At 50.2% G+C, this 16011-nt stretch carries 32 protein-coding genes and 1 pseudogene; all 33 read right to left on the bottom strand.

The window, feature by feature from the left end:
* Positions 1-24: 24 nt before the first annotated feature.
* Positions 25-456, bottom strand: a complete 432-nt coding sequence (gene zntR / locus NR114_RS23985; protein WP_020837229.1) for a Zn(2+)-responsive transcriptional regulator — start codon at positions 454-456, stop codon at positions 25-27.
* A complete protein-coding gene (locus NR114_RS23980; protein WP_041415730.1) occupies positions 456-830 on the bottom strand; it encodes a DUF1992 domain-containing protein in 375 nt (124 codons plus the stop codon). The genes zntR and NR114_RS23980 overlap by 1 nt, the downstream gene beginning before the upstream one ends.
* Before the next feature lie 146 nt (positions 831-976).
* Positions 977-1366: a 50S ribosomal protein L17 gene (rplQ, locus tag NR114_RS23975; RefSeq protein WP_004929726.1), complete on the bottom strand. Its 390-nt coding sequence runs from the start codon at positions 1364-1366 to the stop codon at positions 977-979.
* Between the two features lie 40 nt (positions 1367-1406).
* Positions 1407-2396: a DNA-directed RNA polymerase subunit alpha gene (locus tag NR114_RS23970; RefSeq protein ID WP_002919219.1), complete on the bottom strand. Its 990-nt coding sequence runs from the start codon at positions 2394-2396 to the stop codon at positions 1407-1409.
* Between the two features lie 25 nt (positions 2397-2421).
* Positions 2422-3042 (bottom strand): 30S ribosomal protein S4, encoded by a 621-nt coding sequence (gene rpsD / locus NR114_RS23965; RefSeq protein ID WP_004951125.1) that lies wholly within the window; start codon positions 3040-3042, stop codon positions 2422-2424.
* A gap of 30 nt (positions 3043-3072) precedes the next feature.
* On the bottom strand, positions 3073-3462 hold the full coding sequence (gene rpsK / locus NR114_RS23960) for a 30S ribosomal protein S11 (protein ID WP_004951128.1): 390 nt from the start codon (positions 3460-3462) through the stop codon (positions 3073-3075).
* Positions 3463-3478: 16 nt separating this feature from the next.
* Entirely contained in the window at positions 3479-3835 is a 357-nt protein-coding gene (rpsM, locus tag NR114_RS23955; protein WP_020837231.1) for a 30S ribosomal protein S13, read from the bottom strand.
* A gap of 146 nt (positions 3836-3981) precedes the next feature.
* Positions 3982-4098, bottom strand: a complete 117-nt coding sequence (gene rpmJ / locus NR114_RS23950; RefSeq protein WP_002227352.1) for a 50S ribosomal protein L36 — start codon at positions 4096-4098, stop codon at positions 3982-3984.
* A gap of 33 nt (positions 4099-4131) precedes the next feature.
* Positions 4132-5463 carry a preprotein translocase subunit SecY gene (secY, locus tag NR114_RS23945; RefSeq protein ID WP_004929740.1) on the bottom strand — a complete coding sequence of 444 codons (1332 nt, stop codon included), beginning with the start codon at positions 5461-5463 and terminating at the stop codon, positions 4132-4134.
* Between the two features lie 7 nt (positions 5464-5470).
* Positions 5471-5905, bottom strand: a complete 435-nt coding sequence (gene rplO / locus NR114_RS23940) for a 50S ribosomal protein L15 (RefSeq protein ID WP_020837232.1) — start codon at positions 5903-5905, stop codon at positions 5471-5473.
* Between the two features lie 3 nt (positions 5906-5908).
* Positions 5909-6088 carry a 50S ribosomal protein L30 gene (rpmD, locus tag NR114_RS23935; protein WP_004956161.1) on the bottom strand — a complete coding sequence of 60 codons (180 nt, stop codon included), beginning with the start codon at positions 6086-6088 and terminating at the stop codon, positions 5909-5911.
* Positions 6089-6094: 6 nt separating this feature from the next.
* A complete protein-coding gene (gene rpsE, locus NR114_RS23930; RefSeq protein WP_004956164.1) occupies positions 6095-6595 on the bottom strand; it encodes a 30S ribosomal protein S5 in 501 nt (166 codons plus the stop codon).
* Positions 6596-6609: 14 nt separating this feature from the next.
* Positions 6610-6963, bottom strand: coding sequence for a 50S ribosomal protein L18 (gene rplR / locus NR114_RS23925; RefSeq protein ID WP_020837234.1), 354 nt, complete (start codon positions 6961-6963; stop codon positions 6610-6612).
* Between the two features lie 9 nt (positions 6964-6972).
* On the bottom strand, positions 6973-7506 hold the full coding sequence (gene rplF, locus NR114_RS23920; RefSeq protein WP_020837235.1) for a 50S ribosomal protein L6: 534 nt from the start codon (positions 7504-7506) through the stop codon (positions 6973-6975).
* 14 nt (positions 7507-7520) lie between these two features.
* Positions 7521-7913: a 30S ribosomal protein S8 gene (rpsH, locus tag NR114_RS23915; RefSeq protein ID WP_020837236.1), complete on the bottom strand. Its 393-nt coding sequence runs from the start codon at positions 7911-7913 to the stop codon at positions 7521-7523.
* Between the two features lie 30 nt (positions 7914-7943).
* Entirely contained in the window at positions 7944-8249 is a 306-nt protein-coding gene (rpsN, locus tag NR114_RS23910; RefSeq protein ID WP_041415050.1) for a 30S ribosomal protein S14, read from the bottom strand.
* Positions 8250-8262: 13 nt separating this feature from the next.
* Positions 8263-8802 carry a 50S ribosomal protein L5 gene (rplE, locus tag NR114_RS23905; RefSeq protein ID WP_020837238.1) on the bottom strand — a complete coding sequence of 180 codons (540 nt, stop codon included), beginning with the start codon at positions 8800-8802 and terminating at the stop codon, positions 8263-8265.
* Between the two features lie 14 nt (positions 8803-8816).
* Positions 8817-9131 (bottom strand): 50S ribosomal protein L24, encoded by a 315-nt coding sequence (gene rplX, locus NR114_RS23900; protein WP_020837239.1) that lies wholly within the window; start codon positions 9129-9131, stop codon positions 8817-8819.
* A gap of 10 nt (positions 9132-9141) precedes the next feature.
* Positions 9142-9513 (bottom strand): 50S ribosomal protein L14, encoded by a 372-nt coding sequence (gene rplN, locus NR114_RS23895; protein WP_020837240.1) that lies wholly within the window; start codon positions 9511-9513, stop codon positions 9142-9144.
* Between the two features lie 166 nt (positions 9514-9679).
* Positions 9680-9934, bottom strand: a complete 255-nt coding sequence (gene rpsQ / locus NR114_RS23890; RefSeq protein ID WP_020837241.1) for a 30S ribosomal protein S17 — start codon at positions 9932-9934, stop codon at positions 9680-9682.
* Positions 9935-10126, bottom strand: coding sequence for a 50S ribosomal protein L29 (gene rpmC / locus NR114_RS23885; protein WP_004951169.1), 192 nt, complete (start codon positions 10124-10126; stop codon positions 9935-9937). It lies immediately after the preceding gene.
* The gene (rplP, locus tag NR114_RS23880) at positions 10126-10536 is read right to left on the bottom strand and encodes a 50S ribosomal protein L16 (protein WP_004951171.1); all 411 of its coding nucleotides are present in this window, start codon (positions 10534-10536) and stop codon (positions 10126-10128) included. The genes rpmC and rplP overlap by 1 nt, the downstream gene beginning before the upstream one ends.
* A gap of 12 nt (positions 10537-10548) precedes the next feature.
* Positions 10549-11247, bottom strand: a complete 699-nt coding sequence (gene rpsC, locus NR114_RS23875) for a 30S ribosomal protein S3 (protein WP_004951172.1) — start codon at positions 11245-11247, stop codon at positions 10549-10551.
* Between the two features lie 17 nt (positions 11248-11264).
* Complete coding sequence (gene rplV / locus NR114_RS23870) at positions 11265-11597, bottom strand: 50S ribosomal protein L22 (protein WP_002223844.1); 333 nt, start codon at positions 11595-11597, stop codon at positions 11265-11267.
* Between the two features lie 14 nt (positions 11598-11611).
* Positions 11612-11890, bottom strand: a complete 279-nt coding sequence (rpsS, locus tag NR114_RS23865; protein WP_004929772.1) for a 30S ribosomal protein S19 — start codon at positions 11888-11890, stop codon at positions 11612-11614.
* A 14-nt stretch (positions 11891-11904) separates the two neighbouring features.
* Complete coding sequence (rplB, locus tag NR114_RS23860) at positions 11905-12729, bottom strand: 50S ribosomal protein L2 (RefSeq protein WP_020837243.1); 825 nt, start codon at positions 12727-12729, stop codon at positions 11905-11907.
* 18 nt (positions 12730-12747) lie between these two features.
* Positions 12748-13050: a 50S ribosomal protein L23 gene (rplW, locus tag NR114_RS23855; RefSeq protein ID WP_004951179.1), complete on the bottom strand. Its 303-nt coding sequence runs from the start codon at positions 13048-13050 to the stop codon at positions 12748-12750.
* A complete protein-coding gene (gene rplD, locus NR114_RS23850; RefSeq protein WP_004929779.1) occupies positions 13047-13652 on the bottom strand; it encodes a 50S ribosomal protein L4 in 606 nt (201 codons plus the stop codon). Before rplD ends, rplW begins: the two co-directional genes overlap by 4 nt.
* Before the next feature lie 10 nt (positions 13653-13662).
* The gene (gene rplC / locus NR114_RS23845) at positions 13663-14292 is read right to left on the bottom strand and encodes a 50S ribosomal protein L3 (RefSeq protein WP_020837245.1); all 630 of its coding nucleotides are present in this window, start codon (positions 14290-14292) and stop codon (positions 13663-13665) included.
* Positions 14293-14324: 32 nt separating this feature from the next.
* Positions 14325-14636 carry a 30S ribosomal protein S10 gene (gene rpsJ, locus NR114_RS23840; RefSeq protein ID WP_001181005.1) on the bottom strand — a complete coding sequence of 104 codons (312 nt, stop codon included), beginning with the start codon at positions 14634-14636 and terminating at the stop codon, positions 14325-14327.
* A gap of 386 nt (positions 14637-15022) precedes the next feature.
* Entirely contained in the window at positions 15023-15487 is a 465-nt protein-coding gene (gene bfr, locus NR114_RS23835; protein ID WP_044554945.1) for a bacterioferritin, read from the bottom strand.
* Between the two features lie 74 nt (positions 15488-15561).
* Positions 15562-15756 carry a bacterioferritin-associated ferredoxin gene (gene bfd / locus NR114_RS23830; RefSeq protein WP_013814795.1) on the bottom strand — a complete coding sequence of 65 codons (195 nt, stop codon included), beginning with the start codon at positions 15754-15756 and terminating at the stop codon, positions 15562-15564.
* 130 nt (positions 15757-15886) lie between these two features.
* Positions 15887-16011 (bottom strand): annotated as a pseudogene (gene tuf, locus NR114_RS23825) (elongation factor Tu); the annotation flags it as partial.

Below are 16011 nucleotides of genomic sequence, written 5' to 3'. Positions count from 1 at the left end.
AAAATTAAAGGGCCGGCAAGCCTGTCAGGCACCCTTTTTCACTTTTTCATCGCTGGCGCCCTGTTCCAGCGCTTCCAGAATCGAGCAATAATTGCTGGTATGTGCGCTTCCGCAGCAGGCATCACTAAGGCGCTTTAGCGACTCACGCATCCGCGTTAATTCCTTAAGCTTGTTCTCGACTTCGCTCAGACGCGCATCGACGATCGACTTCGATTCCTGGCAGGTATGATGCTCAGGATCGACACGGATCGACAGCAATTCAGCAATGGTTTCCAGCGTAAAACCGAGCTGCTTGGCATAACGGATAAAGCGCAACCGCTGCAGGTCTTGATCGCTGTACAAGCGATAGCCGCCTTCGGTACGAATGTTATGATCCATCATTCCCTGCTTCTCGTAATAACGCACGGTATCCGGCGTCACATCGGCAAGTTTTGCCAGTTGCCCTATCTTAAACATCACTCTTCCTCCGGCGAAAATTTGCTGCTCAATGCTCTCTGATATTCACCGTGTAAAAAATCTGTGCTCATTCCAGCCTGACGAAGACGATGTTCCAACAGGGCCATTCGCTTGCCAAGTTCGGCATAGTCTGGATGTTCGCTATCAATTCCCTGTAGCAAACGGGCAATGTTCAAAGCCTCTTTACGATCTTCGAGCTCGGCAGGTAGATAGCCAGCATTTTTTAGCAGGCGAAAACCTGTCCGCAATTCAGCGGGCACGGCACTGTCATCATCCAACTCTAGTGGCTGCCCCTGGCCGGGCAAGTTATCTAACTCACCTTTCGCCTGCGCATCAAGAATATGGCGCTCCGCCCACTGATCAAGTAGCCACATAACATACTCTCTCAACTGACTGATGAATAGCGTTAGCATAGCGGATAGGGAGGGGGATCTTAAGCCTGACGGGGAAAGAACGCACGTTTGGCTGATTATGGACGTAAAAAAACCGGGCAAGCCCGGTTTTTTTACGCGTCTACAGATTACTCTGCAGTTGCTACTTCTGCTTGAGACTCAGCACGATCAACCAGCTCGATGTATGCCATCGGCGCGTTGTCGCCTGCGCGGAAGCCACACTTCAGAATGCGAGTGTAACCACCGGCACGGCTCGCGAAACGCGGGCCCAGCTCGTTAAACAGTTTTGCCACGATCTCGTTATCACGAGTACGGGCGAATGCCAGACGACGATTAGCTACGCTGTCGGTCTTGGCAAGAGTAATCAGCGGCTCAACAACGCGACGCAGCTCTTTCGCTTTTGGCAAGGTCGTCTTGATGATCTCATGACGAACCAAAGAGCCGGCCATGTTACGGAACATAGCCTGGCGATGGCTGCTGTTACGGTTCAGTTGACGACCACTCTTACGATGGCGCATGACCTTATCCTTCTCAGTAAAACCTTAACCTGTGATCCGGTTACTCGTCAGCAATGCTTGCCGGTGGCCAATTTTCCAGGCGCATGCCCAGAGAAAGTCCACGGGAGGCCAGCACGTCTTTAATCTCAGTAAGAGATTTTTTACCCAGGTTCGGCGTTTTCAGCAACTCAACCTCGGTACGCTGTACCAGATCACCGATGTAGTGGATAGCTTCTGCCTTAAGGCAGTTAGCAGAGCGGACAGTCAATTCCAGATCGTCAACAGGGCGCAGCAGGATCGGATCGAACTCTGGTTTTTCTTCTTTAACTTCCGGTTGACGTACATCACGCAAGTCAACGAAGGCTTCAAGTTGTTCGGCCAGGATGGTTGCCGCACGGCGGATCGCCTCTTCAGGATCGATCGTGCCATTGGTTTCCATTTCGATTACCAGCTTGTCCAGGTCAGTACGCTGTTCTACACGCGCTGCTTCAACATTGTAGGCAATACGCTCTACAGGGCTATAGCATGCGTCAACCAACAGACGACCGATCGGGCGCTCATCTTCTTCCGAATGAATTCGGGCAGAAGCCGGCACATAACCACGACCACGTTGAACTTTGATACGCATGCTGATAGCAGCGTTTTCATCGGTCAGGTGGCAGATCACGTGCTGAGGCTTGACGATTTCGACATCACCATCATGGGTAATGTCGGCAGCGGTCACAGGGCCAATGCCAGATTTATTCAGGGTAAGAATAACTTCATCTTTGCCTTGAACTCTCACCGCCAGCCCTTTCAGGTTGAGCAGGATCTCCAGGATATCTTCCTGTACGCCTTCTTTGGTGCTGTACTCGTGCAGTACACCATCAATCTCAACCTCGGTCACCGCGCAACCCGGCATAGATGAAAGCAGAATACGGCGCAGTGCGTTGCCAAGAGTATGGCCAAAGCCACGCTCTAAAGGCTCAAGGGTCACCTTGGCGTGCGTCGAACTGACTTGCTCGATATCTACCAGGCGCGGTTTTAGAAACTCTGTCACAGAACCCTGCATTGTGTCCTCTCTTTGGTACTAAGCCTTACTTGGAGTAAAGCTCGACGATCAGGTGTTCGTTAATGTCCGCAGACAGATCGGTACGTTCAGGCATACGCTTGAACACGCCTTCCATCTTAGCAGCATCAACTTCAAGCCAAGTCGGCTTTTCACGCTGCTCAGCCAGCTCCAGAGAAGCTTTAACACGAGATTGCTTTTTAGCTTTCTCGCGGATGCTGACTACGTCATTCGGAGATACCTGATAAGAAGCGATGTTAACAACGCGACCATTTACCATAATTGCTTTGTGGCTAACCAACTGACGTGACTCTGCACGAGTAGCGCCGAAGCCCATACGGTAAACAACGTTGTCCAGACGACCTTCCAGCAGTTGCAACAGGTTTGCACCGGTGTTGCCCTTCAGGCGTGCTGCTTCTTTGTAATAGTTACGGAATTGACGCTCCAGAACACCGTACATACGGCGAACTTTTTGCTTCTCACGTAACTGTACACCATAGTCAGACAGACGCGGTTTACGCGCACCGTGTTGACCAGGCGGTTGCTCAATTTTACACTTGGTATCGATCGCGCGAACGCCAGACTTCAGGAACAAGTCTGTGCCCTCACGGCGGCTAAGCTTGAGCTTAGGACCCAAATATCTTGCCATTTTCTTTCTCCAACTAACCTAAAAGCAGCGTTATACGCGACGCTTTTTCGGCGGACGACAACCGTTGTGAGGGATAGGAGTCACATCAGTAATGTTAGTGATGCGGAAACCTGCGGCGTTCAGTGCACGAATAGTTGATTCGCGACCCGGACCCGGTCCCTTAACCATAACTTCCAGGTTCTTGATACCGTATTCTTTTACTGCGTCAGCACAACGCTCGGCTGCAACCTGAGCTGCAAACGGAGTTGACTTACGAGAACCACGGAAACCAGAACCACCGGCAGTTGCCCAACCCAATGCGTTACCCTGACGATCGGTAATAGTCACAATGGTGTTGTTGAAAGAAGCATGGACATGAGCCACGCCGTCAGAGACTTGCTTTCTTACACGCTTACGTGTACGAACAGGTGCCTTTGCCATTATTCAATCACCCTGATTATTTCTTGATCGGTTTACGCGGACCCTTACGGGTACGTGCGTTGGTCTTCGTACGCTGACCGCGAACTGGCAGACCACGACGATGACGCAAACCACGGTATGTACCAAGATCCATCAGACGCTTGATGCTCAGGGTAACTTCACGACGCAAATCACCTTCTACAGTGAATTTGGCGACTGCTTCACGCAGCTGTTCAATTTGCTCTTCAGACAGCTCACTGATCTTAACATGTTCAGCAATACCCGTAGCTGCACAGATAGACTGTGAGCGGGTTTTACCGATTCCGAAGATCGACGTTAAGGCGATTACGGTATGTTTATGATCAGGAATGTTAATGCCTGCTATACGGGCCACTATGCACTCCTACTATTTTATACGGCAACACCATTCTGAAAAGCCCGTTTTCAGGATACTCAAATAATGTTGCAGCTACATACAAAAGATTGGCTGGCTAATCTAGCCAGCTCAACCCAACTTTGCAAGAAAAATATGCGAGATAATCAGCCTTGACGCTGTTTATGCTTCGGCTCGGCGCTGCAAATCACACGAACGACACCGTTACGCTTAACGATTTTGCAGTTACGACATAATTTCTTGACGGAAGCACGAACTTTCATTTTTACTCTCCGTAACTTCTCAAACGCACCTGATTAGCGGTTATAGCCTTTCAGGTTTGCTTTCTTCAATGCAGACTCGTACTGACTTGACATCATCAGAGTTTGCACTTGAGCCATAAAGTCCATGATGACGACAACCACGATCAGTAGCGAGGTACCACCAAAGTAGAATGGTACTTTCATTGCATCACGCATGAACTCCGGGATCAGGCAGATGAAAGTAATGTACATCGCGCCCACCAGGGTTAAACGCGTCATTACTTTATCGATGTACTTCGCCGTTTGCTCTCCCGGACGAATTCCTGGTACGAAGGCACCGGACTTCTTCAGGTTATCTGCTGTCTCACGCGGGTTGAAAACCAACGCCGTGTAAAAGAAACAGAAGAAGATGATTGCAGACGCATAGAGTAACACATAAAGCGGTTGCCCTGGCTGCAAATACAGCGAAATCGTTGTCAGCCAGTTCCAACCGGTACCGCCCCCAAACCATGATGCAATCGTGGCCGGGAACAGAATAATGCTGGAAGCGAAGATTGCCGGGATTACCCCTGCCATATTCACTTTCAACGGTAAGTGTGTGCTCTGTGCTGCATAAACACGACGACCTTGTTGACGCTTCGCATAGTTAACGACGATACGACGTTGACCACGTTCTATGAAAACAACGAAGAAGGTTACTGCAAACACTAATACTGCAACCAACAGCAACAGGAGGAAGTGCAGGTCGCCTTGCCGGGCTTGCTCAATAGTATGGGCCACTGCCGGCGGAAGTCCCGCTACAATACCTGCGAAGATAATGATCGAAATACCGTTGCCGATACCGCGCTCAGTAATCTGTTCGCCCAGCCACATCAGGAACATTGTCCCGGTAACCAGACTCACTACAGCAGTAAAGTAGAATGCAAAGCCTGGGTTTAACACCAGACCTTGCATACCAGGCATATTCGGCAGACCGGTAGCAATACCGATCGACTGGAATATGGCCAACACCAGCGTACCGTAGCGGGTGTACTGGCTAATCTTGCGACGGCCAGCCTCCCCTTCTTTCTTGATTTCTGCTAACGCTGGATGAACCACCGTTAACAGCTGGATAATGATCGATGCCGAAATATACGGCATGATCCCCAGAGCAAAGATAGAAGCACGGCTGAGGGCACCACCAGAGAACATGTTAAACATTTCAATGATAGTGCCTCTCTGCTGCTCAAGCAATTTGGCAAGCACAGTGGCATCGATACCAGGAATCGGAATAAAAGAGCCGATACGGAAGACAATCAGCGCGCCGATGACAAACAAAAGTCTGCGCTTCAGCTCGCCGAGCCCGCCTTTAGCACTTTGAAAATCTAATCCTGGTTGCTTAGCCATCTGCTACTTATTCCTCAATTTTACCGCCAGCAGCTTCGATAGCAGCACGAGCGCCTTTGGTGACACGCAGACCACGCAGGGTAACCGGACGAGCGATTTCGCCAGAAAGCATAACTTTCGCGAATTCGATCTGGGTACCAACAACGTTAGCGGCTTTCAGCGTGTTCAGGTCGATTACGTCGCCTTCAACAAGAGCCAGTTCAGACAGACGAACTTCTGCCGTGATCATAGCTTTGCGCGAGGTGAAGCCGAATTTCGGCAAACGACGATATAAAGGCATCTGACCACCTTCAAAACCACGACGTACGCCACCGCCAGAACGTGAGTTCTGACCTTTGTGACCACGACCAGCGGTTTTACCCAGGCCAGAACCAATACCACGACCTACACGCTTCGGCGCATGCTTGGCACCTTCAGCCGGAGACAGAGTATTTAAACGCATCTGTTACTCCTCAACTTTAACCATGTAGGAAACCAGGTTGATCATACCGCGTACAGCAGGAGTATCCTCGCGCTCTACGGTGTGACCAATACGACGCAGACCCAGACCGAGCAGTGTAGCTTTATGCTTCGGCAGACGGCCAATGGAGCTGCGAACTTGTGTTACTTTGATAGTCTTAGCCATGGTCAATTACCCCAGAATGTCTGCAACGGATTTACCACGCTTGGCAGCGACCATTTCAGGGGACTTCATATTTGCCAAAGCATCAATAGTTGCACGAACCACGTTGATCGGGTTGGTGGAACCATAAGCTTTAGCCAATACGTTGTGCACCCCAGCGACTTCCAGGACGGCGCGCATTGCACCACCGGCAATAATACCGGTACCTTCGGAAGCCGGCTGCATGAACACACGGGAACCCGTATGAGCACCTTTAACAGGGTGCTGCAGGGTGCCGCTGTTCAGCGCGACATTCATCATGTTGCGACGGGCTTTTTCCATCGCTTTCTGGATCGCTGCCGGAACTTCGCGTGCTTTGCCGTAGCCAAAACCAACGCGACCGTTACCATCACCAACTACTGTCAGTGCGGTAAAGCTGAAAATACGGCCACCTTTTACGGTTTTAGATACGCGGTTTACCGCGATCAGCTTTTCCTGCAGTTCGCCAGCTTGTTTTTCGATGTGAGCCATCTTAAACCTCTTCCTTAGAACTGAAGGCCAGCTTCACGGGCAGCATCTGCCAGTGCCTGGACTCGACCATGATATTGGAAACCGGAACGGTCAAAGGAAACTTTAGAGATCCCTTTTTCCAACGCGCGCTCAGCCAGAGTTTTACCTACGGCAGCTGCTGCGTCTTTGTTACCGGAATACTTCAGTTGCTCAGTGATAGCTTTTTCTAAAGTAGAAGCGGCTACCAGTACTTCAGAACCATTTGGAGCAATTACCTGTGCGTAAATGTGACGCGGGGTACGATGTACCACCAGGCGGGTTGCACCCAGTTCTTTGAGCTTACGGCGTGCGCGGGTCGCACGACGGATACGAGCAGATTTCTTATCCATAGTGTTACCTTACTTCTTCTTAGCCTCTTTGGTACGCACGACTTCGTCGGCGTAACGGACACCCTTGCCTTTGTAAGGCTCAGGACGGCGGTAGGCACGCAGATCTGCAGCAACCTGGCCAATAACTTGTTTATCAGCGCCTTTCAGCACGATTTCAGTTTGGCTTGGGCATTCAGCAGTAATACCTGCTGGCAGCTGGTGATCGACTGGGTGAGAGAAGCCTAAGGCTAAATTCACCACGTTGCCTTTAACAGCAGCACGATAACCAACACCTACCAGTTGAAGCTTCTTGGTGAAGCCTTCGGTAACACCAACTACCATTGCGTTCAGCAGAGCGCGCGTAGTACCCGCTTGGGCCCAGGCGTTAGCAAAACCTTCGCGCGGAGCGAAAGTCAGTGCGTTAGCTTCTTGCTTCACTTCAACGGCGTCGTGGACAGTACGAGTCAGCTCGCCGTTCTTACCCTTAATCGAAATAACCTGACCGTTGAGTTTTACCTCTACGCCGGCAGGAATGACGACGGGTGCTTTTGCAACACGAGACATTCTTTCCTCCCGAATTAAGCTACGTAGCAGATAATCTCGCCACCAAGACCTGCTTGGCGAGCTGCACGATCGGTCATAACACCTTTAGAGGTAGAAACAACAGCGATACCCAAACCGGCCATAACTTTTGGCAGCTCATCTTTTTTCTTATAGATGCGCAGACCTGGACGGCTGATTCGCTGAATGCTTTCTACCACTGCCTTGCCCTGGAAGTACTTCAGTACCAGTTCCAGAACAGGCTTGGCGTCGCCTTCGATTTTGAAATCTTCAATAAAACCTTCTTCCTTCAGCAGGTTGGCAATTGCCACTTTCAGCTTGGAGGAAGGCATGGTGACCGCAACTTTGTTCGCGGCTTGACCGTTACGGATACGGGTCAGCATATCCGCGATCGGATCTTGCATGCTCATCTGTCTTTACTCCCGTGATTCAATTGGTAATTACCAGCTAGCCTTTTTCAAGCCAGGTACTTCACCGCGCATAGCGGCTTCACGTAACTTGATACGGCTCAACCCGAATTTGCCCACATAACCATGTGGACGGCCAGTTTGGCGGCAGCGCTTACGCTGACGAGACGGGCTGGAATCACGCGGCAGAGTTTGCAGCTTGAGAACAGCATCCCAACGTTCTTCGTCGGACGAGTTCACACCAGAAATGATAGCTTTCAGTTCCTCGCGTTTTGCGCGGTACTTTTCAGCCAGTTTCACGCGAACAACTTCGCGTGCTTTCATTGATTGCTTAGCCATCAGTAACCCTGCCTTACTTACGGAACGGGAAGTTAAAAGCAGCCAACAGCGCGCGGCCTTCATCATCAGATTTCGCAGTAGTGGTAATGGTAATATCCAAGCCACGAACGCGATCGACTTTGTCGTAGTCGATTTCTGGGAAGATGATTTGCTCACGCACACCCATGCTGTAGTTACCACGGCCATCGAATGACTTAGCGGACAAGCCACGGAAGTCACGGATACGTGGAACAGCAATGGAAATCAGACGCTCAAAGAACTCCCACATGCGCTCGCCACGCAGAGTTACTTTACAGCCGATCGGATAGCCCTGGCGGATTTTGAAGCCTGCAACAGATTTGCGGGCTTTGGTGATGAACGGTTTTTGACCGGAGATTGCTGCCAGATCAGCTGCTGCGTTATCCAGCAGTTTCTTGTCAGCGATCGCTTCACCAACACCCATATTCAGGGTGATCTTCTCGACCCGAGGGACTTGCATGACAGAAGCGTAGCTAAACTCAGTCATGAGTTTTTTAACTACTTCGTCTTTGTAGTAATCATGCAGTTTCGCCATCGTATTACTCCAAATTACTTGATAGTTTCGCTGTTAGACTTGAAGAAACGGACTTTTTTGCCGTCTTCGAATCTAAAGCCTACACGGTCAGCCTTACCGGTAGCCGTGTTGAAGAGAGCAATGTTAGAAACCTGAATTGCAGCTTCTTTTTCAACAATGCCACCTGGTTGGTTCAGGGCCGGAACCGGCTTCTGATGTTTCTTAACCAGGTTGATACCTTCAACAATGACCTTGCCAGCAGACAGGACATTTTTTACTTTACCGCGTTTACCTTTGTCTTTCCCGGTAAGCACGATAACTTCGTCATCACGACGGATTTTCGCTGCCATGGTTCGCTCCTTAGAGTACTTCTGGTGCCAGAGAGATAATTTTCATGAACTTCTCATTACGCAGTTCACGAGTTACCGGCCCAAAAATACGCGTACCGATAGGTTGCTCGCTGTTATTGTTCAAAATAACGCATGCATTACCATCGAAGCGAATGACAGAACCGTCCGGGCGACGTACACCCTTCTTGGTGCGCACCACTACCGCCTTCAGCACATCGCCTTTCTTCACCTTACCGCGAGGAATTGCTTCCTTGATGGTAATTTTGATGACGTCGCCGATGCCTGCGTAGCGACGGTGCGAGCCACCTAGAACCTTGATACACATTACGCGACGTGCACCGGAGTTGTCGGCCACGTTCAGCATAGTCTGTTCTTGGATCATGTTAGTGCTCCGCTAATGTCAACTACAACTTTAGGACCTATTACTAGGTCGTTGAAAAGCCCCATAACCGAGGGCGCAGCATTATAACACCGCTTCCAGAGTATGGGTAGAAAAAATAAACGGCTCATTTTCTGAGCCGTTTATTAAGTTAGAGCCAGCTACTCTATTACAGAATCGCTTTCTCTACAACGCGAACCAACGTCCAAGACTTAGTCTTAGACAGTGGACGGCATTCGCGGATTTCTACCACGTCACCGATACCACATTCGTTGTTCTCGTCATGTACGTGCAGCTTGGTCGTACGCTTGATGAATTTCCCGTAGATCGGGTGCTTCACCGTGCGCTCGATAGCAACAACCATGGATTTCTCCATTTTGTCACTAACAACACGACCCTGCAGAGTACGGATAATATCAGTCATTTACACACCCGCCTTTTCAGTCAGTAAAGTCTTAACGCGTGCGACGTTACGACGCACTTGTTTCAACAGGTGAGTTTGTTGCAGCTGGCCACTTGCCGCCTGCATGCGCAAGTTAAATTGCTCACGCAGCAGGTTGAGCAGCTCAGTGTTCAGCTCTTCAACGCTTTTTTCACGCAGCTCTTGTGCTTTCATTACATCACCGTCTTAGTTACAAAGGTGGTTTTGATCGGCAATTTAGCTGCAGCCAGCTTGAATGCCTCACGGGCGACCTCTTCTGGTACACCGTCCATTTCGTACAGGACTTTCCCAGGTTGGATCAGGGCAACCCAATACTCCACGTTACCCTTACCTTTACCCATACGCACTTCGAGCGGCTTCTCGGTAATTGGTTTGTCCGGGAATACACGGATCCAAATTTTACCTTGACGCTTAACTGCACGAGTCATTGCACGACGAGCTGCTTCGATTTGACGAGCAGTCAGACGGCCACGGCCAACAGCTTTCAGACCGAAAGTGCCGAAGCTAACATCCGTACCCTGCGCCAGACCACGGTTGCGGCCTTTGTGCATCTTACGGAATTTTGTACGCTTTGGTTGTAACATCAGCGACTCTCCTTACTTGCGGCCTTTACGCTGCTGCTTTTTAGGTTGAGCAGCCGGTTCCGGTTGTTCAACTGCAGCCATACCACCCAGGATCTCACCTTTGAAGATCCATACCTTAACGCCGATTACACCATAAGTGGTGTGCGCTTCAGATGTGTTGTAATCGATATCCGCACGCAGTGTGTGCAACGGAACACGACCTTCACGGTACCATTCGGTACGCGCGATTTCAGCACCGCCAAGACGGCCGCTTACTTCAACTTTGATACCTTTAGCGCCAAGACGCATTGCGTTCTGTACAGCACGCTTCATAGCACGACGGAACATAACGCGACGTTCCAGCTGTGAAGTGATGCTGTCAGCAACCAATTTAGCGTCAAGTTCCGGTTTACGGACTTCGGCGATGTTAATTTGCGCAGGAACGCCAGCGATATCCGCTACGACCTTACGCAGTTTTTCGACATCTTCGCCTTTCTTGCCGATAACGATGCCTGGACGAGCAGTGTGAATAGTCACACGGATGCTCTTCGCAGGACGCTCGATAACGATGCGAGAAACGGAAGCTTTCGCCAGTTCCTTAATCAGGAATTGACGAACTTTAAAGTCGCTGTCCAGGTTGTCAGCGAATTCTTTGGTATTCGCATACCAAGTAGAGTTCCAAGGTTTGACAATACCCAGGCGAATACCATTAGGATGTACTTTCTGACCCATTGCTAGTCTCCAGAGTCTCAGCGATCGGACACAACCACAGTAATGTGGCTGGTGCGCTTCAGGATGCGATCTGCACGACCTTTTGCACGCGGCATAATGCGCTTCATGCTTGGGCCTTCGTCTACGAAGATTTTCGTGACTTTCAGATCATCGATGTCAGCGCCATCGTTGTGTTCTGCGTTAGCAATGGCAGACTCCAGCACTTTCTTAACCAGACCAGCAGCTTTCTTGTTGGTGTAGGTCAGAGTTTCCAGAGCTTGCGACACTTTCTTACCGCGGATCAGGTCTGCAACAAGGCGAACCTTCTGAGCAGAAGAACGAGCGTGGCGATGTTTAGCGATAGTTTCCATCTCTTCCTCCTACCTTAGCGCTTTTTAGCTTTTTTATCAGCCGCATGGCCGCGATAAGTACGAGTCGGCGCGAATTCACCCAGTTTGTGACCGACCATTTCATCGGAAACGAACACTGGTACGTGCTGACGACCATTATGGACAGCGATGGTCAAACCGATCATGTTAGGAAAGATCGTTGAACGACGGGACCAAGTGCGCAAAGGCTTCTTGTCACCGCTTTCCACCGCTTTCTCTACCTTCTTCAGCAAGTGCAGGTCAATAAAAGGACCTTTCTTGAGAGAACGTGGCATGGCTTATCCTCTAATTATTTTTTGCTACGGCGACGTACGATGAACTTATCAGTACGCTTGTTGCTACGGGTCTTCTTACCTTTGGTCTGAACGCCCCACGGGGTTACCGGGTGCTTACCAAAGTTACGACCTTCACCACCACCGTGCGGGTGATCTACCGGGTTCATCGCCGTACCGCGAACGGTAGGACGAACACCACGCCAACGTGCAGCACCTGCTTTACCCAGAACGCGAAGCATATGTTCAGCGTTACCGACTTCACCCAGGGTGGCGCGGCAATCAACTGGAACTTTACGCATTTCGCCTGAGCGCAGACGCAGAGTTACGTAGGAACCATCACGTGCAACGATCTGAACGTAGGCACCAGCAGAACGAGCCATCTGGCCGCCTTTACCTGGTTTCATTTCTACGTTGTGAACCGTTGAACCCACTGGGATGTTGCGCATTGGCAGGGTGTTACCTACCTTGATTGCAGCATCAACGCCAGATTGGATCTGGTCACCAGCTTTCAGGCCTTTCGGCGCCAGGATGTAACGGCGTTCGCCGTCTTTGTACAGAACCAGCGCGATGTTCGCGGAACGGTTCGGATCGTACTCCAGACGCTCAACCACTGCAGCCACACCGTCTTTGTTGCGTTTGAAGTCAACCAGACGATAATGTTGCTTGTGGCCACCACCGATATGACGGGTGGTGATACGGCCATTGTTGTTACGACCACCGCTTTTGCTCAGTTTCTCAAGCAGCGGGGCATAAGGTTTACCCTTGTGCAGCTCAGGGTTAACCACTTTAACAACGTGGCGACGACCCGGAGATGTAGGTTTACATTTAACAATTGCCATTGTTCTTACTCCTCCGACTTACTCTGCGCCGCCGATGAAGTCCAGGTTCTGGCCTTCTTTCAGGGTGACGTAAGCTTTTTTCCAGTCGCTACGACGACCAACACGCTGACCGTGACGTTTCACTTTCCCTTTAACTACCAGGGTGTTCACGTCTTCGACTTCGACTTCAAACAGTTTCTGCACTGCAGCTTTGATTTCTGCTTTGGTCGCGTCTTTGGCAACTTTGAGTACGATGGTGTTGCTTTTTTCCATCGCAGCGGATGCTTTTTCAGATACGTGCGGTGCACGCAGCACTTTCAGCAAACGTTCTTCACGGATCATGCCAGCATCTCCTCAACTTGCTTCACAGCATCAGCAGTCATAACCACTTTGTCGAAGGCGATCAGGCTAACCGGGTCGATACCTGCTACATCGCGCACGTCAACCTTGTACAGGTTGCGAGCAGCCAGGAACAGATTCTCATCCAGTTCACCGGTCACGATCAGCACATCTTCCAGAGCCATATCTTTCAGTTTCTGTGCCAGCAGCTTAGTTTTAGGCGCTTCTACAGAGAACTTCTCGACAACGATCAGACGATCTTGACGTACCAGTTCGGACAGGATGCTTTTCAGCGCGCCGCGGTACATCTTTTTGTTTACTTTCTGACTGTGGTCCTGAGGCTTAGCAGCAAAGGTCACGCCACCTGAACGCCAGATCGGGCTCTTTACAGAACCTGAACGCGCACGGCCGGTACCTTTCTGGCGCCACGGTTTTTTACCGGAACCAGTCACTTCAGCGCGGGTCTTCTGAGCACGGGTACCTTGACGGGCACCTGCTGCATAAGCAACAACAACCTGGTGTACCAGCGCTTCGTTGAAATCACGACCGAAGGTAGTTTCGGAAACAGTCAGCGCGCTTTGCGCGTCTTTCAATACTAATTCCATTGCTATCCCCTTACGCCTTCACAGCTGGTTTAACGATCAGGTTGCCACCGGTTGCGCCCGGTACAGCACCCTTAACCAGCAGCAGGTTGCGCTCAGCGTCAACACGTACTACGTCCAGGCTTTGAACGGTTACACGCTCGTCACCCAGGTGGCCAGCCATTTTCTTGCCTTTGAACACTTTGCCCGGAGTCTGGTTCTGACCGATAGAACCCGGAACGCGGTGAGACAAGGAGTTACCGTGGGTAGCGTCTTGGGTACGGAAGTTCCAGCGCTTAACTGTGCCAGCAAAACCTTTACCTTTAGAAGTACCGGTAACATCGACTTTTTTAACTTCAGCGAAGATTTCTACGCTGATGTTTTGACCTGCAGTGAACTCTTCACCTTCTGCAAGGCGGAATTCCCACAGACCACGGCCAGCTTCAACGCCAGCTTTAGCGAAATGGCCCGCTTCCGGTTTGGTCACACGGTTAGCTTTTTTGCTACCAGTGGTAACCTGAACGGCACGGTACCCGTCGTTTTCCAGGTCTTTAACCTGAGTCACGCGGTTCGCTTCAATTTCAATCACGGTTACTGGGATAGAAACGCCATCTTCAGTGAAGATACGAGTCATGCCCACTTTTTTACCGACTAAACCAATCATTGTTTCAACCTCTCAATCGCTCAATGACCTGATTAACCCAGGCTGATCTGCACGTCTACACCGGCAGCCAGATCCAGACGCATCAGAGCATCAACGGTTTTCTCGGTTGGCTCAACGATGTCAACCAGACGCTTGTGAGTGCGAATCTCGTACTGATCACGCGCGTCTTTGTTAACGTGCGGAGAGATCAGAACGGTAAAGCGCTCTTTGCGAGTTGGCAGCGGGATCGGACCACGGACTTGCGCACCAGTGCGCTTTGCAGTCTCGACGATTTCCGCGGTTGATTGATCGATAAGACGATGATCAAACGCTTTCAGGCGGATACGGATTCTTTGGTTCTGCATGAGACCAGAGCTCCAATTATTTATAAACGTAAATAATTACTCCTCACACCCATTTCGATTGATGGGGGAGTGTAATCGTCAACATATAACCCCCATATCGGGAGTATTGTTCGAAGAGCAGAAAGTCCTGCCTATCGACTGATTCGCTAAAATCAGGCTTACCAAGATTAGGTAAGCCCGCGCATTATACGCAAAACAGAGCGAGAAGCAAGGCACAGATGGAAATATGCTCAGGATATCGGCATTTTTTACCGGCGGGTAACTAACGGGTGAAAACCGAGGGGGAAATTCGTCGGGATTAGGGTAAAAGCTTTGTCGCTGCTCCCCTGCCCTGCCGGAGAAACTCATGCCGGCAGGAGAACATCGTTGTAAAAGGTATTTATTGCCTACAACTGAGCTTGGGCATAGTTCTGGATACCCAGACGCGCTATCAAATCCAGTTCAGTTTCCAGCCAGTCGATATGTTCTTCTTCATCGGCCAGAATTTCTATCATCAGGTCACGGCTGACATAGTCATGGATAGAATCAGCATAGGCGATGCCTTCACGCAGATTCTTGGCGCCATCCAATTCCAGGGCCAGGTCCGAACGCAACATTTCTTCGATATCTTCGCCAATGTTCAGCTTGCCGAGATCCTGCAAATTCGGAAGGCCTTCCAGAAACAGGATACGCTCGATATAACGATCGGCATGCTTCATTTCGTCGATCGACTCGTGGTATTCCTTTTCATTGAGGCGTGTTAGCCCCCAGTTCTTGAACATTCGGGCGTGCAGGAAATATTGATTGATGGCAACCAGCTCGTTACCGAGCAGTTTGTTGAGATGAGCAATGATCTTTTTATCGCCTTTCATAGGTAAATCCTCCTGGCCAGTTCTAAAAGTGTAGAAGCTGTAAGCCAAGAGTCAAAAAATAACCTTACCTTTAGTTAGGCAACTTCGTGCATTGGGATAATGGTTCCGCTTTCCTCCACCATAATCTGTCTTGCCTGACGAATGCACTTTCCGCAATCGGTACCAATCGGCACAAGTTCACGCAGTTGTTTCATGGTATGCGGGTTGTGCTGACGCACGGCTTTACGGATCGCTTTGTCAGTCACGGCATTACACAGACATACGTACATAAGAGACTCACTTCTTAACCAATTCTGTAAGTCTAAATAGGAATGCTTTTTATTTCAATTAAGATTTGAGCAAATTGCATAAAAAAAGGGCACCGAAGTGCCCTCTTTTGTGTCGAAAAATTATTCGCGATTAAGCGATAACTTTAGCAACAACACCAGCGCCAACGGTACGGCCGCCTTCACGGATTGCGAAACGCAGACCGTCGTCCATCGCGATTGGGTGGATCAGGGTAACAACCATGTTCACGTTGTCAC

Source organism: Serratia sp. Ser99 (assembly GCF_024519545.1).
Lineage (GTDB): Bacteria > Pseudomonadota > Gammaproteobacteria > Enterobacterales > Enterobacteriaceae > Serratia > Serratia liquefaciens.
The sequence above is the reverse complement of the archived record's forward strand: the minus strand, read 5'-3'. Positions and strand labels throughout refer to the sequence as shown.

Excerpts from the sequence above, each read along its gene's own strand:
- NR114_RS23980 (WP_041415730.1), bottom strand. The coding sequence starts at position 830 with ATGTGGCTACTTGATCAGTGGGCGGAGCGCCATATTCTTGATGCGCAG.
- secY (WP_004929740.1), bottom strand. The coding sequence starts at position 5,463 with ATGGCTAAGCAACCAGGATTAGATTTTCAAAGTGCTAAAGGCGGGCTC.
- rplX (WP_020837239.1), bottom strand. The coding sequence starts at position 9,131 with ATGGCAGCGAAAATCCGTCGTGATGACGAAGTTATCGTGCTTACCGGG.
- rpmJ (WP_002227352.1), bottom strand. The coding sequence starts at position 4,098 with ATGAAAGTTCGTGCTTCCGTCAAGAAATTATGTCGTAACTGCAAAATC.
- rpsD (WP_004951125.1), bottom strand. The coding sequence starts at position 3,042 with ATGGCAAGATATTTGGGTCCTAAGCTCAAGCTTAGCCGCCGTGAGGGC.
- rplV (WP_002223844.1), bottom strand. The coding sequence starts at position 11,597 with ATGGAAACTATCGCTAAACATCGCCACGCTCGTTCTTCTGCTCAGAAG.
- rplO (WP_020837232.1), bottom strand. The coding sequence starts at position 5,905 with ATGCGTTTAAATACTCTGTCTCCGGCTGAAGGTGCCAAGCATGCGCCG.
- rplP (WP_004951171.1), bottom strand. The coding sequence starts at position 10,536 with ATGTTACAACCAAAGCGTACAAAATTCCGTAAGATGCACAAAGGCCGC.
- rplN (WP_020837240.1), bottom strand. The coding sequence starts at position 9,513 with ATGATCCAAGAACAGACTATGCTGAACGTGGCCGACAACTCCGGTGCA.
- rpsJ (WP_001181005.1), bottom strand. The coding sequence starts at position 14,636 with ATGCAGAACCAAAGAATCCGTATCCGCCTGAAAGCGTTTGATCATCGT.
- rplQ (WP_004929726.1), bottom strand. The coding sequence starts at position 1,366 with ATGCGCCATCGTAAGAGTGGTCGTCAACTGAACCGTAACAGCAGCCAT.
- rpsQ (WP_020837241.1), bottom strand. The coding sequence starts at position 9,934 with ATGACTGATATTATCCGTACTCTGCAGGGTCGTGTTGTTAGTGACAAA.
- zntR (WP_020837229.1), bottom strand. The coding sequence starts at position 456 with ATGTTTAAGATAGGGCAACTGGCAAAACTTGCCGATGTGACGCCGGAT.
- NR114_RS23970 (WP_002919219.1), bottom strand. The coding sequence starts at position 2,396 with ATGCAGGGTTCTGTGACAGAGTTTCTAAAACCGCGCCTGGTAGATATC.
- bfr (WP_044554945.1), bottom strand. The coding sequence starts at position 15,487 with ATGAAAGGCGATAAAAAGATCATTGCTCATCTCAACAAACTGCTCGGT.
- rpmD (WP_004956161.1), bottom strand. The coding sequence starts at position 6,088 with ATGGCTAAGACTATCAAAGTAACACAAGTTCGCAGCTCCATTGGCCGT.
- rpsN (WP_041415050.1), bottom strand. The coding sequence starts at position 8,249 with ATGGCTAAGCAATCAATGAAAGCACGCGAAGTTGTTCGCGTGAAACTG.
- rplF (WP_020837235.1), bottom strand. The coding sequence starts at position 7,506 with ATGTCTCGTGTTGCAAAAGCACCCGTCGTCATTCCTGCCGGCGTAGAG.
- rpsC (WP_004951172.1), bottom strand. The coding sequence starts at position 11,247 with ATGGGTCAGAAAGTACATCCTAATGGTATTCGCCTGGGTATTGTCAAA.
- rpsK (WP_004951128.1), bottom strand. The coding sequence starts at position 3,462 with ATGGCAAAGGCACCTGTTCGTACACGTAAGCGTGTAAGAAAGCAAGTC.
- rpsS (WP_004929772.1), bottom strand. The coding sequence starts at position 11,890 with ATGCCACGTTCTCTCAAGAAAGGTCCTTTTATTGACCTGCACTTGCTG.
- bfd (WP_013814795.1), bottom strand. The coding sequence starts at position 15,756 with ATGTACGTATGTCTGTGTAATGCCGTGACTGACAAAGCGATCCGTAAA.
- rpsH (WP_020837236.1), bottom strand. The coding sequence starts at position 7,913 with ATGAGCATGCAAGATCCGATCGCGGATATGCTGACCCGTATCCGTAAC.
- rpmC (WP_004951169.1), bottom strand. The coding sequence starts at position 10,126 with ATGAAAGCACAAGAGCTGCGTGAAAAAAGCGTTGAAGAGCTGAACACT.
- rplW (WP_004951179.1), bottom strand. The coding sequence starts at position 13,050 with ATGATCCGTGAAGAACGTTTGCTGAAAGTGCTGCGTGCACCGCACGTA.
- rpsE (WP_004956164.1), bottom strand. The coding sequence starts at position 6,595 with ATGGCTCACATCGAAAAACAAGCTGGCGAACTGCAGGAAAAGCTGATC.
- rplE (WP_020837238.1), bottom strand. The coding sequence starts at position 8,802 with ATGGCGAAACTGCATGATTACTACAAAGACGAAGTAGTTAAAAAACTC.
- rplD (WP_004929779.1), bottom strand. The coding sequence starts at position 13,652 with ATGGAATTAGTATTGAAAGACGCGCAAAGCGCGCTGACTGTTTCCGAA.
- rplB (WP_020837243.1), bottom strand. The coding sequence starts at position 12,729 with ATGGCAATTGTTAAATGTAAACCTACATCTCCGGGTCGTCGCCACGTT.
- rplR (WP_020837234.1), bottom strand. The coding sequence starts at position 6,963 with ATGGATAAGAAATCTGCTCGTATCCGTCGTGCGACCCGCGCACGCCGT.
- rplC (WP_020837245.1), bottom strand. The coding sequence starts at position 14,292 with ATGATTGGTTTAGTCGGTAAAAAAGTGGGCATGACTCGTATCTTCACT.